Origin of the sequence: Flavobacterium inviolabile (assembly GCF_013389455.1) — a bacterium.
Taxonomy (GTDB): domain Bacteria; phylum Bacteroidota; class Bacteroidia; order Flavobacteriales; family Flavobacteriaceae; genus Flavobacterium; species Flavobacterium inviolabile.
On record NZ_CP058278.1, the window covers coordinates 377,777 to 394,343 of the forward strand.

Below are 16,567 nucleotides of genomic sequence, written 5' to 3' on the forward strand. Positions count from 1 at the left end.
CCATAACCGTATAAGAAGGTTATTACCAATAATCAGAAAATAAAAAAGCCTCCCGATATGAGAGGCTTCCTTTTTACTGGCGGTCTGGACGGGACTCGAACCCGCGACCCCATGCGTGACAGGCATGTATTCTAACCAACTGAACTACCAAACCAGTGCTTTATTGCGAGTGCAAATGTAGAACTTTTTTATTCATTTGCAAACATTTTTCAGTAAAAAAAGTAAGTTTTTTGTTAAGCTTCTGACTGCCAATATTTCCGATATTCAGAAACATGTAAATCAAAAAAGCCCTCCGGATTCTGAACATTCAGAAACATTGGAAAGCTTTTCATTGGTCTAACTACTAAACCTGGTACTTACGTACCTAAACAACACAACTAATTTTAAATATTTTAAGAGGGCAAAAAAGCCTTTCTCTTCGAAAGGCTTCCTCTTTACTGGCGGTCTGGACGGGACTCGAACCCGCGACCCCATGCGTGACAGGCATGTATTCTAACCAACTGAACTACCAAACCAGTGCTTTATTGCGGTTGCAAATATACAACCCTTTTCCATTTCTCCAAATGTTTTTATAAAAAAAATCCGTTTTTATTTTCCTTAATCAGCCAAACTTTTGTTTTTCAGCCAAGTATGTCATTAAAATTTTTTCAAATTTTTCATCTACAGAAACAGGAACATACCTGATTTTATACAAAGCACAGGTGTTTGCCACTTTATCAAAGTAGTCCTGCACCAGCTTTTCATAGTCGTTTTTAATATTTTCCGCAAAAAGATTGACCTGTTCACCGGTTTCCATGTCAATAAATTTTCTCGGAGCGTTGTCAAAATCAAACTGAAATTCCGTTTTCCGGTCAATAACATGAAAAAGGACCACTTTATGTTTGTTGTGTTTGAGATGCTGCAAGGCTTTAAACAAGCGTTCGTCATCTTCTCCCTGAAACATATCGGTAAACAAAATCACCATGGAACGTCTGTGGATCTTTTCGGCTATCTGATGTAAAAAGGTAATGGTATCCGTATTTTTAGACTGCTGCGATGCCTGCAATACGTTTTCAAGCACATTGAGCAGCATCCGGTGATGGCGCTCGCTGCCTTTTTCGGGTGCATAGTATTCGTATGTATCGGAATAAACACTCAGTCCTACCGCATCCCTTTGCTTTTTAAGCAGGTTCATCAGTACCGCCGAGGCCAGCACGGAAAATCCTATTTTATTTTCATAGAAAAGCTGTCCGCCTGCCAGTTTCGGATAATGCATTGAGGAAGAGTTATCAATAATCAGATGGCATCTTAAATTGGTTTCTTCTTCAAAACGTTTGGTGTATAACCGGTCGGTTTTTGCAAAAAGCTTCCAGTCGATGTGTTTGGTGCTTTCTCCGGTATTGTAAACCTTATGTTCGGCAAACTCGGCAGAAAAGCCATGAAAGGGACTTTTGTGCATTCCGGATATAAATCCTTCCACAATCTGGTTTGCCAGCAGTTCCAGATGCTGAAAACTGGATATTTTTGCTATTTGATCGTCAATCTTCATAGTCTCAAAGATAATGAGATAATTTGATGATTTTAAAATTTTACAGGCCTTAAAATATAAAAAGCCCGGCATAGCCGGGCTTTTTATATTGATATAATCGTATTCCGATTATAGTAATGCGTCAATTGCATCGGTATATGTTTGCTTTGGAGCAACACCTACCTGACGTCCTACCACTTCTCCGTTTTGGAATACCAAAACAGTAGGAATGTTACGAACACCATATTTTGCAGCAAATTCCTGATTAGCATCTACATCAACTTTACCAATCACGGCTTTCCCAGCATATTCTTCACTGATTTGATCAATGATAGGAGCTACCATTCTACAAGGACCACACCATGCTGCCCAAAAGTCAACCAAAACCGGTTTGTCTGATTTCAATACTACCTCATCGAAAGTAGCATCTGTTATTGCTTGTGCCATTTTATTTTCTTTTATAATTATGATACAAAAATAGACTTTTATTTTAATTATTGAAGTGTCTTGAAATCAGTTTTGATTATGCCTCAATTGTTAAAATTGATTTATGTTCTTTTTAACATTTCGCAATCAAATTACTAATTATCAACGCCTTAATTCAATTTAAAGTTAATCTGCATCTTTTCCAGCTCCTGTAATAAATCTGTAGAAATATTTACTTTTAATTTCCGGCTTGGCATACTGAGCTTGGTTACCACTCTTAATTCTTCTTTTTCTTCCGGGATTTCCATTTCCGTTTCTTCTGCGATATCGTCACCCGCAGCGGCTTCATCATCTGCCGGCGAAAGGGCAATTTCAAGCGCTTTTTTGACTCTTTCAATTTCCATTACTTCAAAAGTAACGCTGTGTTCCCCGCGGTTGGACTGGAATATTTCATGCAGTGCTGCAATCATATTCTGCTGCAGTTCGGCAATGTTCATCTGGATAATCAGTTTTTTTGCAAACGTTGACAGTACATCCTGCAGCGGTTTGACATCCAGGAACTGAATTCTCGGTTCCGTACGTTTTCCGTCTTTATTTACCCAGCCTTCCTTAATATTGATCTTAAAGTACATAAAATAGTTTGCAACCAAAAAGTGGCGGTATTTCAGATAGTCCTCCCTAAACATCGAAAAACGGTAGCTTTCGTCATATCCTTCAAGGTTAAAACTGGCAAATCCCATTCCGTTTTTAGCCACACGGTGCTCCACTCCGGTTACTATCCCTCCGAAACTGAGGTTTTTCCCGAGGTGCTGTTCCATGTTTTTCAGCGCATCCAGACTGGCATTACAGAAGTATTTCATTTCAAATTTATAATCGTCCAGCGGATGTCCGGAGATATAAATTCCTACAACTTCTTTTTCTTTAGCCAGTTTTTCCATCGTACTCCACTCTTCACATGGCGGTACAACCGGCTCCGGAATCTGTACATCACTGCTTTCCCCGAAAAGACTTACCTGTGAGGAGTTTTCATTTTCCTGGAATTTGGAACCGTAACGGATTGCTTTTTCCAGAAACGTCAGGTTATCGCCGTCTGAATGGAAATACTGCCCTCTGTGTGTGGTTGCAAAACAGTCAAATCCTCCTGCCAGAGCAAGGTTTTCAAATGCTTTTTTATTAGCCGCACGCAAATCGATACGTTTTGCCAGGTCGAAGATGGATTTGTATTTACCGTCTTTACGGTTTTCTACAATGGTGTTCACCGCTCCGCCTCCAACTCCTTTAATAGCACCCATACCAAAACGGACCGCATAATTTTCGTTTACGGTAAATTTATAAAAGGATTCATTTACATCCGGCCCCAATACAACCAGTCCCATTCTTTTGGATTCTTCCATAAAGAAGGATACCTGTTTAATATCGTTCATGTTATTGGACAGTACCGCTGCCATATATTCGGCCGGGTAATGTGCTTTCAGATAAGCTGTCTGATAGGCAATCCAGGCATAACAGGTCGAGTGGGATTTGTTAAAGGCGTAACTCGCAAAGGCTTCCCAGTCTTTCCAGATCTTATCGAGTTTAACGGCATCATGTCCGTTTGCAACTGCCTGGTCGATAAACTTGGATTTCATTTTATCCAGTACGTCTTTTTGTTTTTTACCCATCGCTTTACGCAATACGTCGGCATCACCTTTAGAGAAGTTCGCCAGTTTTTGCGACAGCAACATTACCTGCTCCTGATAAACGGTAATTCCGTAGGTTTCCCCCAGATATTCTTCGCAGGCATCCAAATCGTACGTAATTGGTTCATCCCCGTTTTTTCTCCGGATAAAGGAAGGGATGTACTCCAAAGGTCCCGGACGGTACAAGGCATTCATCGCAATTAAATCGGCGAAAACCGTCGGTCGCAGTTCCTTCATGTATTTCTGCATTCCGGGTGACTCGTACTGGAAGATACCAACCGTTTCCCCTCTCTGGAATAATTCGTATGTTTTGACATCGTCGATCGGGAAATTCTCCGGATCCAGTTCGATGCCCAATCTGTATTTTACAAGTTTTACCGTGTCTTTGATCAGTGTAAGGGTCTTCAGACCCAGGAAGTCCATTTTCAGCAATCCGGCACTTTCGGCAACGGAGTTGTCAAACTGGGTTACATATAAATCGGAATCTTTTGCCGTGGTAACCGGAACGAAGTTCGTGATATCATCCGGTGTGATAATTACCCCACAGGCATGAATACCGGTATTTCGCAAAGAGCCTTCCAGCATTTTTGCCTGCTGAATGGTTTCTCCCGCCAGGTCTTCTTCCCGCGCAATGGCGATCAGTTCCTTGACACGATCGTATTCATCTGACGATTTCAGTGCTTTTTTAACCAGGTCCTCATCTTCCGAAAGGAAACGTGCCAGGTTCCATTTGGACGGCATCATCCCCGGAATTAATTTGGCAATCCTGTCGGCTTCAAATAACGGTAAATCCAATACACGGGCGGTATCACGAATTGCCGATTTGGTTGCCATTTTACCATAGGTAATAATTTGCGCTACCTGATTGGAACCATATTTATTGATTACATAGTCCATAACACGGCCACGGCCTTCATCGTCAAAGTCAATATCAATATCGGGCATGGATACACGATCCGGGTTCAGGAAACGCTCAAAAAGCAAATCGTACTTAATCGGGTCAATATTGGTAATCCCCAAACAGTAGGCAACGGCAGAACCCGCCGCCGATCCACGTCCGGGACCTACCGAAACATCCAGATTCCGGGCTTCGGCGATGAAATCCTGTACGATCAAAAAGTATCCCGGGTATCCGGTTTTTTCAATCGTCTGCAATTCGAAGTCCAGTCGTTCGCGAATTGATTCTGTAATTTCCGTATAGCGCTTTGCCGCTCCCACATAGGTCAAATGGCGAAGGAATTTATTCTCTCCGCGTTTTCCGCCATCTTCATCATCTTCCGGCACAACAAATTCTTCCGGAATATCAAACTTCGGAAGCAGTACATCACGATACAGCGAATAGGCTTCAACCTTATCGATAATTTCCTGAATGTTAACAATCGCTTCCGGTAAATCGGCAAAGATTTTTTTCATCTCTTCCACCGATTTGAAGTAGTATTCCTGGTTAGGCAATCCGTAACGGTATCCTCTACCTCTACCAATAGGGGTTGCCTGTTTTTCACCGTCTTTTACACAAAGTAAAATATCGTGGGCATTGGCATCTGCTTTGGTGGTATAATAAGTATTGTTTGTCGCTACGATTTTTACCCCGTGTTTTTTGGAAAAGGCAAGCAACGTCTGGTTTACCCGGTTTTCATCTTCCTGATTGTGACGCATCACCTCAAGATAGAAGTCGGCACCAAACTGTTCTTTCCACCAGATCAAAGCTTCTTCCGCCTGATTCTCACCAATATTTAAAATCTTGCTCGGAATTTCCCCATAGAGGTTTCCGGACAGGACAATAATATCTTCTTTATATTGCTCGACAACCGTTTTATCAATTCTGGGCACATAGTAGAAACCATCGGTATAGGCGATGGAAGACATTTTTGCCAGATTGTGGTAGCCTTTTTTATTTTTAGCCAAAAGAACAACCTGATAACCGTTGTCTTTTTTGCTTTTATCTTTATGGTTTTCGCAAATGTTGAATTCACAGCCTACAATCGGGATCACTTCCGTTTCGGTTGGTTCTTCCCCATTTTCAATTGCTTCTTTGTTTTTAGCTGCTGCTGCCTTGTTATGATTGAATACCGAGCTTACAAACTGGAAAGCTCCCATCATGTTTCCGGTATCGGTCATTGCAACTGCCGGCATTTTGTATTTTGCCGCTTCTTTTACCAGATCGTTTATTCCAATGGTAGATTGCAATACCGAAAATTGGGAATGGTTGTGAAGATGGGCAAAAGCCGCTTCTTTTAAATCTTTTCTGGCTTCTTCGGAAACGCTTGTCTGGTTATCTTCTTTTTGAATCTGCGCCAAACGGGCACGAATAACATCTGATGCCTGTTTAAGGTTAATATGTTTTAATCCGATCAGCTGAATTTCCTGCGGATTCTGTTCTCTGAATTTATCGAAATAGTCTTCCGTTACATCCAGTTCTTCTTTTGTAAAGACTTCCCTTTTGATCAATTCCAGGAAACAGCGCGTTGTCGCTTCCACGTCGGCAGTAGCATTGTGCGCTTCTGCAAACGGAACTCCGAAAAGATACTGGTGTAATTCTGTCAGTGTAGGAAGTTTGAATCTTCCGCCACGTCCTCCGGGTAATTTTAACAGTTCTGCCGTTACTTCGGTACAGGTATCCAGAACGGGCATGCTAGCCATATCGGAAGCGACGTTCATTCGGTGGAATTCACATCCCATGATGTTGACGTCGAATCCTACATTCTGACCAACAATATATTTTGCTTTGGATAAAGCAATGTTGAATTTTTCCAATACTTCCTGCAGTGAAATTCCCTGCTCCATGGCCAGCTCGGTAGAAATACCGTGAATACGCTCTGCATCATAGGGAATATTGAAACCTTCAGGCTTAACAAGATAGTCCTGATGTTCTACCAGATTTCCCATTTCATCATGCAACTGCCATGCAATTTGAATACATCTGGGCCAGTTATCAGTATCGGTAATAGGAGCGGACCAACTTCGTGGCAAACCCGTTGTTTCGGTATCAAAAATCAAGTACATAGCTAAAAATCAGAATTTTAAAATCCGTAGAATTTCAAAAAAAGTAATTGTCAAATGTACTGCTTTTTAGAGAAAAAATTCAGCAGAAGTTGTTAACAAGCGCTAACTTCCCCAGACTCTGTTCTTAAAGATGTCGAAAGTTTGTTTCAGATGCCGGTTGATTAAAAGAAACCCTACTAAAAAAAGTAAGGCATACCCCACAACGGTAAAAATTTCCATATCCGAAAGCAAAACCGCCTGTCTGGAAACAGTATTGACGATTTGCTGTACCGATAATTTATGGGCCTCATCCACGGTATAGCCTTTGGCAATAAAACCCCGGGCAATTTTTTCCATCCGCGCCTGTGTTTCGGGACTTTCCGGCACTACAAACCGGCGCAGTTTGGTAAAATGGGTATTTTGCAGCAAAACCTGTGCATTTTGCATGATACAAAAACCGACGGTACTTCCCCAGAAACGCCCGGTAACGCCAATGGTTCCCGAAAAAGGAGCATAGTGTGCCGGAACAGACGAAACCGTAAACAATACTAACGGTACAAATAATATTCCCACCGCAACACCCTGCAATATATACGGAATCATAATATCCGTCAATGCCACATCGGGCACAAAAAGAAAGGTAAACCACAGGTGATAGATTGCAAAAATGAGAAAGCCCAGCATAAAAATATAGCGCATTGCCACCGCTTTTGCCAGAAAGATCCCTGCCAGTACAAGTCCCGTGATATTGCCCAGCACATTGAGGTACTGCACGTGTGCCACTCTGGACGGTTCCCAGTTCCACACTGTAAACATCGCGCTGTGACAAATATTCAGCGTTGCTCTGGCGATATAAAAAACCACAAACAGGAAAAATCCGGTTCGCAGGTTAGTGTATCGAAATACCTGCATGTCAAAGCAAGGGCGCTTTACCAATTGCTGCCGGACAATAAAAAGACCTCCGGTAATGAGCGTTACAATCAAAGCAATGATGATTTGCGGCGAGTCGAACCAGTATTTCCGTTCGCCGTATATAAAGAAAAAGGAACCGCTCAGTATGGCGGTCAGCACTAAGATAAAACTTGCCCAGTCCACCTGATACAGCGGGATCTTTTTATGAAAACGGTTGTTGTTAAACGTGAGCAGCACCAGTGCCACGCAAAGGATCTGGAATAATGCCGAGCCGTAAGCCATATAGGCCCAGTCGTAATTTTCCAGCAGCCAGACGGCTATATTCATGATAAAAGGAGAAGCCAGCAGCAGTGCGCCATAATTGTAGGTAAATCCTATGATCACCGCATTTTTAGATTTGAAACGGGTGATCAGCAATTGCCGGAGGGGAATCCACGGCAGGGCCATCAGGATTCCTTCGGCCATTCTGAGGATGATAAAAAGGGAATAATTGTTTGTATAAGCCGACAGCATAAAGGTTAATGCTGCCAGACAATAAATAACAATGAAATATTTTTTGGTTGGAAAAAATTTAAACAGCCTGCTTTCAATCATTATCGTCGCCAGAAAGGCGCCATAGGTCACACACAATGAAAATTGCAGGTCCTCCACATCCACATCTAAAAAACTTGCCGAATAGGTCACATTTGAGGTATAAACCCCTAACAGCACCATGGAATGCAGCATGCAGAATATCAGTATCACGATGACCGCCCAATTGGGCACCCAGGGTTTAAAAACGCTTACTCCGGACATGTTTACTGGTGTTCCGCTACTACAATAACGTTCATTCCGGCTCTTAAAAAGTCGGTCTGCGAATCGATGTCGACAAGTTTGATACGGATCGGGATCCGCTGTTCGATCTTAACAAAGTTTCCGGTAGCATTATCGGGCGGCAATAATGAAAAACGGGCTCCGCTTGCCGGCGACAGAGATTCGATAACTCCGCGAAAAACTCTACCTTTTACAGCATCTGCTTTTAGCGTGACTTCCTGCCCGACTGCCAGATATTGCAGCTGGGTTTCTTTAAAGTTTGCCGTGATCCATTTTTCTTTGCTGACGATGGCAACCAATGCCTGCCCTTCTTTGACAAGCTGTCCCGGCTGAATTGTTTTTTTTCCGACCCAGCCATCATAAGGTGCCGTGATAACCGTATAGGATAAAAACAGTGAGGCATTATCAGCCTGTGCTTTTTTGGAGGCAATCACCGCTTCAGCCGTTGGTATTTTAGCGGAAGCTTCCGAAGTGCTTAAAGCAGCCGTTTGGATTGTTCCGGATATTTCCTCATAATGTGCTTTTGCCGATTCATAATCTGCTTTTACTCTTTCCAACTGCTGCTCGGTGGCCGCTTCTTCTTTTAGCAATGCCGCATAACGAAGGTAATCCTGTCTGGTTTTCCAGACTTCCGTTTTTGCCGCTGCCAATTGCGATTTTCTAACCGTTTCGGCATTTGCTGTTGTGGCTACATTTTTTTCAAGTACATTGATGGTTCTTTTAGCGTTATCCATTTCGGCTGCTGCCATATCCAGATGTGCTTTATATTCCCTGTTGTCTATGATAACGAGCGTATCGCCCCGGTTCACAAATTGATTTTCTTCATAACGGACTTCCTGCACATAACCGGTTATCCGCGCCATAACCGGTGTGACATACTGGTCTACCTGCGCATCATTGGTTTCTTCATGGTTGTTGTAGAAAATTAAAAACCAGATACCCAGAACGATGCCGCAAAAAACAATAATACCAGCCATTACGGTAATAAATGTGTGAAAAGAGCGATGTGCCTTTTGTGTTCCCATCTTATGAAACGTATTTAAGAATTGTGTGTTAAATCAGAAAATTATTCGTGAAGCATATCTGCCGTATGAAGCAATTCGTAGTATTTCATTGCCGCATCTATTCTTGTAGCAATTTTTTTAAATCTTGCTTCCAGCAAGGTATTATCCGCATCGATCATTTCGGTGATCAGCACCAGCTGGTTCAGGTATTTTAATTTTACGATGCGATAATTTTCCTCCGCCAGTTCGAGTGCTTTATCGGTCACCGGAAGCCGGTCCAGAATTTCATGGTATTGGGTGTACTCCTTAAAAATCTTATCGGACATTTCGTTTTTAACGAGTGCTGCCGTTACTTTCTGTACTTCAACTTTTTTGTCGGCGATATGCATCCGGGTCTTATTCTTGTAAAGGCCAGACAGGTTAAAAGTCGCCTCAACGCCTATCTGCCCGAGGGAGTACAAATAGGGATTGGGCGGAAAGAACATATAGTTGGGATACTTAAAGCTGTAGTTTCCAAAAAAGCTGACCGTGGGATAATAATTTGCTTTTACGATCTTTCTTTCAAGGTTCCCGATGGCGATTTCCTGCTGTGCGATTTTCATCTCTTCGTTGTGCAGCGCTCCTTTCAGGTAATGATCATAATTTTCAGCAGCCGGCAAAGCAGCGATAATATGCATCGTATCCAGTGCGATGGTTTCATCTTCCGGTAACTGCAACAGGGTTTTAAGATTATGAAGAGCAATCGCGGTATTTTTCTGATTGGTCAGTGCGTTAAGTTCCCGGTCCGATAACTGCAATTCGGCGCGCAATACTTCATTTTTAGTCACCGTACCGTGGGCTTTAAAGGACTTAACTTCTTTTAACCGCTCCTGCTCTTCCTGAATACTTTGGGTTATAATTTTTTGTAATTCCATCATTTTATAGATTCCTAAAAAGGAGGCTATAATACTTAATCTGACGTCATTCTCTGTTTTTTCGGCTTTCAGCAATGCTATTTCCGATTCGTGTCCGGCTTTTTTTACGGCATTATTGATTCTGTTACCGGCATACAGCGGCATGCGGAACGATGCAGAAACATCGTAAATTTCCGGTATGGTTTTCGTAACCTGTTTATCCTGCAGGAAGCCGCTATTAAATTCCGTCAGATCCGTAATCCTGGAGTATAACGAATGAAATTCCACTTCCGGCAGGCGCAGTTCTTTTTTCTCACTGATTTCTTCCCTGGCAATTTGTGTTTCAAGCTGCTGTTTCTGAATCGCGATATTGTTTTCTTTTGCTACGCGCAAAGCGTCTGCCAGTGTTAGCTTGCTGCCGTGTTGTGCACTTGCGGTACCAACACTAAATAGAAGAAAAGAAATTAAAGATATGCTTCCGGAAAAGCTGCTCTTTATGTGGTTTCGATAAACCAACCTGTTAAGGTGCATAATTTCATCAATAAAATATGAGGCAAAGTTGCGGTGTTTTCCCGATGTGTTAAAATTACATAAAGCCAAATATTTATTCATTTCAGCCATTTGCTGAAAACAAAAAAACCACTCAAAATGAGTGGTTTAATTTTTTATTTGTGTTTTATCTAGTAAATCGGAATTCTGTAGAAAACCCCGTTTTGATAGGTTACAATACTGTCGTTAGCATTTTTTGCATTGAACTTGAATTTACCGGTCATTGTTCCGTCTTCAATTTTTTCAATTCTGATTTCACCATCGCTACCATAAACATTCTCAACTTTGAATTTAGCGGTATTGTCACCACCATCAACCGTTACAATATCTCCCGGAAGGTATCCTGTACCTCTCAAAGTGATGATTACTTTAGTGATCACACCGGCAGCAACCGTAGTTCTAACCTGTAATCCGGAACCGGAACCACCGGATGTATGTGCCGAATTGGCAGCTGTATATCCTGTTCCACCGCTTTGCAGTGTTATTTTACTGGCAGGTCCTACAAAAACACCTGTTGTAAATACAGATTCTTCACCATCAAACGTAGAGATAAAACTAGCTCTGTTATTTTGATTTGTTGTTCCCAAAGCATAAACTCCGTTTTCAAAAGAAGATGTTCTTAAGATCACCTCTTCATCTGTCGTAATTCCTTCGATAGTTACCGAACCGTCCGGTCCGATAGTTGCATGTGCATCGGAAGCTCTCCATAAGTTATAGTTCTTTTCACCCTGAAGTGACGGATTATTAAACTTAACATCTTCCTCACAGGAAGAGAAAGCTGCCATAAGAACTATCAGAGAAAATATTTTTTTCATTTTCAATTCGCAATTAAATGTTTGGATACTTTATTTCTACAAAAATAGTTTTTTAAAGATAATAAGCTAATAAAATCATAAAAAATCACAAAAGACCTTTAATATTCCCATTTTCAAAACGATACCTATACTTTTTTATTGTGCAAAATTATTTTGTATGTCAAAGTTTACTATATTTGCACCCTTAATTAACAGAGGTCGAGAACCTCAAAATTTAATCACAAGATTATGTCAGTAAAAATTAGATTACAAAGACACGGTAAAAAAGGAAAACCTTTTTACTGGATCGTTGCGGCTGATGCCCGTTCAAAAAGAGATGGTAAATTCTTAGAGAAAATCGGAACTTACAATCCAAACACTAACCCTGCTACTATCGACTTAAACCTTGATAGCGCTGTACAATGGTTACACAATGGTGCTCAACCAACTGATACTGCAAGAGCAATCCTTTCTTACAAAGGTGCTTTATTGAAACACCACTTAGACGGAGGTATCCGTAAAGGTGCTTTAACACAAGAGCAAGCTGATGCTAAATTAGCTGCATGGTTAGAGGAGAAAGCAGTAAAAGTTAATGCTAAAAAAGACGGTTTAAGCAAAGTACAAGCTGATGCTAAAGCTAAAGCTTTCAAAGCAGAACAAGAAGTTAACGCTAAGCGTTTAGCTGCTGCTGAAGAAGCTGCTAAGGCTGCTGAAGCTGCAACTGAAGAAGTTGTTGAAGAGGCTACTGAAGAGGCTCCAGCTGTTGAAGAAAACAACGAAGAAACTCAAGCTTAATTCAGTTAGCGATTATTATGCGTAAAGAAGATTGTTTCTATTTAGGTAAAATCGCTAAAAAATTTAGTTTCAAAGGGGAAGTTCTGGCTTATTTAGACACGGACGAACCGGAGATGTATGAAGATATGGAATCGGTTTTTGTTGAATTCAACAAAAACCTGGTTCCATTTTTCATTGAAAGCAGTTCGCTGCACAAAAACGATTTCCTGCGTATCCGCTTTGAAGATATTAACAGCGAAGAAGAAGCAGACAAACTACTGGGCTGCGAATTATACCTTCCGTTAACCATGCTTCCGAAACTGGAAGGAAACAAGTTTTACTTTCATGAAGTAATCGGTTTTGATGTGGAAGACAGCCGTTTGGGCGTTATTGGTAAAATCGTATCGATCAATGACAGTACCGCACAGCCGCTTTTTGAAATTCTTAATGGCGAAACGGAGATTTTAGTACCAATGATTGATAATTTCATTGTTAAAATTGACCGTGAGAACAGTAAAGTAGTCATGAATATCCCTGAAGGTTTAGTCGATTTATATCTGAACAGCTAAACGTCACCCCTCACCTTATTATTATGTTCGAATTCAAGCAGTTCAAAATAGAACAGGACAGATGTGCTATGAAAGTAGGTACAGACGGTGTTTTATTAGGTGCCTGGACTCCCGTTGAACACCATCCTTTCAGCATACTCGATATTGGCGCCGGAACCGGCTTAATAGCTCTTATGCTCGCACAGCGTTCTTTTGCAGAACAGGTTGATGCCCTTGAAATTGATGAGGAAGCCTACGAACAGGCTGTTGAAAATTTTGAGAACAGTCCGTGGAACGATCGTTTATTCTGTTACCACGCTGCTTTGGATGAATTTGTTGCGGAAATTGAAGACGAATACGACTTGATTGTTTCCAATCCCCCTTTTTATACGGAAGATTATTATTCCCAGAACGAACAACGCGACACCGCTCGTTTTGAAGACGCAATGCCTTTTGAGGATCTCGTTGAAGCTGCCGCAGTGCTGCTTTCGGAAACCGGCATTTTTTCCGTAATCATTCCTTTTAAGGAAGAAGAACGTTTTATTGCCCTGGCAAAAGACTGCGACTTGCATCCTTTTAAAATTACCCGTGTTAAAGGCACACCGGCAACCGCTGTTAAACGAAGCCTGATTGCTTTTAGCAGAAATCCGGAAACAACCTTAAGCACAGACGAACTGGTTATTGAAATTTCCCGTCACAATTATACTCCGGAATACACCGAACTGACGAAAGCGTTTTACCTGAAAATGTAATTCCTTTTCAGCCTTATTATACCGGCGACCATCACCTCAAACATATTCAGCATACCGGTACTGCATTCGCGGCACGACTTATTATTGTGACAAATAACACAATAAATACCGATTATCACAAATACTGTTTTTTAAAACAACTTCTGTCAATTATTCCTTCGTTAAGAGTCTTAAATTTCGATTGAATATATAATTATAACAATACTGTCACTTGAATAGTTGATTTTGTTTCCTTACTTTTGTCAACCAAAATTATAAACAAAATGAGACCAGACTTATTTCAAGCTCCTGATTATTACCAATTAGACGATTTATTGACGGAGGAACATAAATTAGTTCGTGATGCAGCACGGGCATGGGTAAAACGTGATGTGACACCTATTATTGAAGAATATGCTCAAAAAGCAGAATTTCCGAAACAATTAATTAATGGTTTAGCAGAAATCGGAGGTTTTGGACCTTATATTCCTGTTGAATATGGTGGCGCCGGATTAGATCAGATTTCTTACGGTTTAATCATGCAGGAAATTGAAAGAGGTGATTCTGGTGTTCGTTCAACATCATCTGTTCAGTCTTCATTAGTAATGTATCCTATCTGGAAATACGGTAATGAAGAGCAACGCATGAAATATTTACCAAAATTAGCGACCGGTGAATTCATTGGCTGTTTCGGATTAACAGAGCCTGATCACGGTTCGAATCCGGGTGGTATGGTAACCAATTTTAAAGATATGGGTGACCATTATTTATTAAACGGTGCTAAAATGTGGATCTCTAATGCTCCTTTTGCTGATATTGCAGTAGTTTGGGCAAAAGATGAAACCGGAAGAATTCACGGATTAATCGTGGAAAGAGGAATGGAAGGTTTTACAACTCCTGAAACACATAACAAATGGTCTTTAAGAGCTTCTGCTACCGGAGAGTTAATTTTCGACAATGTAAAAGTTCCTAAAGAAAATTTATTACCCAATAAATCCGGATTAGGTGCTCCGCTAGGATGCCTTGATTCTGCACGTTACGGAATTGCCTGGGGTGCTATTGGTGCTGCTATGGATTGTTATGACACGGCATTGCGTTATGCAAAAGAGCGTGTTCAGTTTGACAAACCAATCGCTGCAACACAATTACAACAAAAGAAACTGGCTGAGATGATTACCGAAATCACAAAAGCACAATTATTAACCTGGAGATTAGGTGTATTGAGAAACGAAGGAAGAGCTACTTCTGCCCAAATCTCAATGGCCAAAAGAAATAATGTGGATATGGCTTTAACAATTGCACGTGATGCACGTCAGATGTTAGGTGGTATGGGTATTACCGGTGAATACTCTATCATGCGTCACATGATGAACTTAGAATCTGTTGTGACTTACGAAGGAACACATGACATCCACTTACTGATTACCGGTATGGATATTACCGGTCATGCTGCTTTCAAATAGTAGTTATACAATGCTATAAAAAAAAGAGTTCCGGAAAGAACTCTTTTTTTATATCCAAACTCTTCATAGCTTTGAATAAACAAAAAACAAATAGTTATGAATCTAAGCGAATTTTTAATGCCTGAATTTCAGCATGAAATGGCCAGTACCCGAAAAATGCTGAGTGCCTTACCCGAAGCCGAACTGGATTTTAAACCACACGAAAAAGCAATGAGCCTGGCGGAATTAGCCAATCACCTTGCCGAAATACCAACATGGATTCCCATCACGTTACTGCAACCGGAACTGGATTTCTCTACGCTTAACTATACCCCGACCAACTACAGAACGGTAGCAGCGCTTTTAGAAGCTTTTGATACCAATGTAGCAGAAGCCCAAAAACTACTCCAGGAAGCCCAGAATGAAACGTTTCAGGAACAGTGGACCATGCGAAACGGTGAAACGGTTTATTTCACCCTGCCCAAAATGTCTGTTTACCGGATGTTTGTCATGAACCACACCATTCACCACAGAGGGCAAATGTCGACCTACATCCGATCCGTTGGCGGCAAAGTACCCGGAATGTACGGACCCACAGCCGATGAAAACTAAGAATCACGATAGTTTATAGTTAAATTAATAAAATCAATGTTAAAAGCTTCCCCCGAAACGGGAAGCTTTTTTATTTTTGTAGCAAACTTTTACCATGAATATAAAATCTGTCAACAAAAAAATACAGCCACAAAGGGACATTTTATTGAGCCATCCTTTATACAGTCAGATCCAGAACATAGATGACTTACATTGTTTTCTTGAGGGTCATGTTTATGCTGTTTGGGATTTTATGTCATTATTAAAGGCATTACAGTCCAAACTGACCTGTACGACCACACCCTGGTTTGCGACCAAAAATCCGGAGACCCGCTATCTGATCAACGAGATCGTTCTTGCTGAAGAATCGGATTTATCTCTGGACGGCAAAAGGCTGAGCCATTTTGAAATGTATCTCGATGCGATGCACGCCTGCAATGCAAACACCAGCCAGGTTAATGCTTTTTTGGACAATGTGATCCGTACGCAGAATATTTTTGTATCCATCAAACAAAGCGATCTGCATGCTGATATAAAGGCATTTCTCGATTTTACTTTCCGTGTTATCGAAGAAGGCAAGCCGCATGAAATTGCCGCTGCATTCACTTTCGGAAGAGAAGATCTGATCCCGGGAATGTTTACCGCTATATTGAAACATTTCCAGGCGAATTTCCCGACTACCGATCTTTCCAAACTGATTTATTATTTTGAAAGACATATTGAGCTGGATGCCGACGATCACGGTCCTATGGCTATGCAAATGATTACGGAACTATGCGGTGAAGACAATCAGAAATGGAAAGAAGTGGAAGCTGTTTCCATACTTGCACTGGAAAAACGCATCGGCTTATGGAACGCTATCGAAGCACACATACACCAGAAGCATCTTGCTACAACATAAAACAGAAAAACATCCCAAGGG

General features: G+C 41.2%; 13 protein-coding genes and 2 tRNA genes. 6 read left to right on the plus strand and 9 right to left on the minus strand.

Translation table 11 applies throughout. The features are described from left to right. Positions 1 to 77: 77 nt before the first annotated feature. The 9 genes from HW120_RS01680 to HW120_RS01720 all read right to left on the minus strand — a co-directional run bounded on the left by HW120_RS01680 (position 78) and on the right by HW120_RS01720 (position 11,580). Positions 78 to 154, minus strand: a tRNA-Asp gene (locus HW120_RS01680). A 284-nt stretch (positions 155 to 438) separates the two neighbouring features. Further along, positions 439 to 515 (minus strand) — tRNA-Asp (locus tag HW120_RS01685). A gap of 86 nt (positions 516 to 601) precedes the next feature. Then, positions 602 to 1,528 carry a DUF58 domain-containing protein gene (locus HW120_RS01690; RefSeq protein ID WP_177730158.1) on the minus strand — a complete coding sequence of 309 codons (927 nt, stop codon included), beginning with the start codon at positions 1,526 to 1,528 and terminating at the stop codon, positions 602 to 604. A gap of 108 nt (positions 1,529 to 1,636) precedes the next feature. Next, positions 1,637 to 1,954 carry a thioredoxin gene (gene trxA, locus HW120_RS01695; protein WP_177730160.1) on the minus strand — a complete coding sequence of 106 codons (318 nt, stop codon included), beginning with the start codon at positions 1,952 to 1,954 and terminating at the stop codon, positions 1,637 to 1,639. A 149-nt stretch (positions 1,955 to 2,103) separates the two neighbouring features. Next, entirely contained in the window at positions 2,104 to 6,615 is a 4,512-nt protein-coding gene (gene dnaE / locus HW120_RS01700; RefSeq protein ID WP_177730162.1) for a DNA polymerase III subunit alpha, read from the minus strand. Positions 6,616 to 6,717: 102 nt separating this feature from the next. Further along, the gene (locus tag HW120_RS01705; protein ID WP_177730163.1) at positions 6,718 to 8,301 is read right to left on the minus strand and encodes an efflux MFS transporter permease; all 1,584 of its coding nucleotides are present in this window, start codon (positions 8,299 to 8,301) and stop codon (positions 6,718 to 6,720) included. A gap of 2 nt (positions 8,302 to 8,303) precedes the next feature. Beyond that, complete coding sequence (locus HW120_RS01710; RefSeq protein WP_177730165.1) at positions 8,304 to 9,344, minus strand: HlyD family secretion protein; 1,041 nt, start codon at positions 9,342 to 9,344, stop codon at positions 8,304 to 8,306. A 41-nt stretch (positions 9,345 to 9,385) separates the two neighbouring features. After that, entirely contained in the window at positions 9,386 to 10,828 is a 1,443-nt protein-coding gene (locus HW120_RS01715; RefSeq protein ID WP_246297021.1) for a TolC family protein, read from the minus strand. A 68-nt stretch (positions 10,829 to 10,896) separates the two neighbouring features. Beyond that, on the minus strand, positions 10,897 to 11,580 hold the full coding sequence (locus HW120_RS01720) for a DUF6252 family protein (RefSeq protein ID WP_177730167.1): 684 nt from the start codon (positions 11,578 to 11,580) through the stop codon (positions 10,897 to 10,899). Between the two features lie 228 nt (positions 11,581 to 11,808). On the opposite strand from HW120_RS01720, the gene HW120_RS01725 reads away from it, so the two are divergent. The 6 genes from HW120_RS01725 (at position 11,809) to HW120_RS01750 (ending at position 16,546) form a co-directional block, all read left to right on the plus strand. After that, positions 11,809 to 12,354 (plus strand): 30S ribosomal protein S16, encoded by a 546-nt coding sequence (locus HW120_RS01725; protein WP_177730169.1) that lies wholly within the window; start codon positions 11,809 to 11,811, stop codon positions 12,352 to 12,354. A 17-nt stretch (positions 12,355 to 12,371) separates the two neighbouring features. Beyond that, positions 12,372 to 12,902 (plus strand): ribosome maturation factor RimM, encoded by a 531-nt coding sequence (gene rimM, locus HW120_RS01730; protein WP_177730171.1) that lies wholly within the window; start codon positions 12,372 to 12,374, stop codon positions 12,900 to 12,902. 23 nt (positions 12,903 to 12,925) lie between these two features. Then, positions 12,926 to 13,633 carry a tRNA1(Val) (adenine(37)-N6)-methyltransferase gene (locus HW120_RS01735; RefSeq protein WP_177730173.1) on the plus strand — a complete coding sequence of 236 codons (708 nt, stop codon included), beginning with the start codon at positions 12,926 to 12,928 and terminating at the stop codon, positions 13,631 to 13,633. 263 nt (positions 13,634 to 13,896) lie between these two features. Next, the gene (locus HW120_RS01740) at positions 13,897 to 15,075 is read left to right on the plus strand and encodes an acyl-CoA dehydrogenase family protein (RefSeq protein ID WP_177730175.1); all 1,179 of its coding nucleotides are present in this window, start codon (positions 13,897 to 13,899) and stop codon (positions 15,073 to 15,075) included. Positions 15,076 to 15,171: 96 nt separating this feature from the next. After that, the gene (locus tag HW120_RS01745) at positions 15,172 to 15,666 is read left to right on the plus strand and encodes a DinB family protein (protein ID WP_177730177.1); all 495 of its coding nucleotides are present in this window, start codon (positions 15,172 to 15,174) and stop codon (positions 15,664 to 15,666) included. Between the two features lie 94 nt (positions 15,667 to 15,760). Further along, a complete protein-coding gene (locus HW120_RS01750; protein WP_177730179.1) occupies positions 15,761 to 16,546 on the plus strand; it encodes a DUF3050 domain-containing protein in 786 nt (261 codons plus the stop codon). Positions 16,547 to 16,567: the final 21 nt, after the last annotated feature.

What these genes read in the sequence shown, in the direction of transcription:
- HW120_RS01690 (WP_177730158.1), bottom strand. Translation starts at nt 1,528, where the DNA reads ATGAAGATTGACGATCAAATAGCAAAAATATCCAGTTTTCAGCATCTG.
- trxA (WP_177730160.1), bottom strand. Translation starts at nt 1,954, where the DNA reads ATGGCACAAGCAATAACAGATGCTACTTTCGATGAGGTAGTATTGAAA.
- dnaE (WP_177730162.1), bottom strand. Translation starts at nt 6,615, where the DNA reads ATGTACTTGATTTTTGATACCGAAACAACGGGTTTGCCACGAAGTTGG.
- HW120_RS01705 (WP_177730163.1), bottom strand. Translation starts at nt 8,301, where the DNA reads ATGTCCGGAGTAAGCGTTTTTAAACCCTGGGTGCCCAATTGGGCGGTC.
- HW120_RS01710 (WP_177730165.1), bottom strand. Translation starts at nt 9,344, where the DNA reads ATGGGAACACAAAAGGCACATCGCTCTTTTCACACATTTATTACCGTA.
- HW120_RS01715 (WP_246297021.1), bottom strand. Translation starts at nt 10,828, where the DNA reads ATGAATAAATATTTGGCTTTATGTAATTTTAACACATCGGGAAAACAC.
- HW120_RS01720 (WP_177730167.1), bottom strand. Translation starts at nt 11,580, where the DNA reads ATGAAAAAAATATTTTCTCTGATAGTTCTTATGGCAGCTTTCTCTTCC.
- HW120_RS01725 (WP_177730169.1), top strand. Translation starts at nt 11,809, where the DNA reads ATGTCAGTAAAAATTAGATTACAAAGACACGGTAAAAAAGGAAAACCT.
- rimM (WP_177730171.1), top strand. Translation starts at nt 12,372, where the DNA reads ATGCGTAAAGAAGATTGTTTCTATTTAGGTAAAATCGCTAAAAAATTT.
- HW120_RS01735 (WP_177730173.1), top strand. Translation starts at nt 12,926, where the DNA reads ATGTTCGAATTCAAGCAGTTCAAAATAGAACAGGACAGATGTGCTATG.
- HW120_RS01740 (WP_177730175.1), top strand. Translation starts at nt 13,897, where the DNA reads ATGAGACCAGACTTATTTCAAGCTCCTGATTATTACCAATTAGACGAT.
- HW120_RS01745 (WP_177730177.1), top strand. Translation starts at nt 15,172, where the DNA reads ATGAATCTAAGCGAATTTTTAATGCCTGAATTTCAGCATGAAATGGCC.
- HW120_RS01750 (WP_177730179.1), top strand. Translation starts at nt 15,761, where the DNA reads ATGAATATAAAATCTGTCAACAAAAAAATACAGCCACAAAGGGACATT.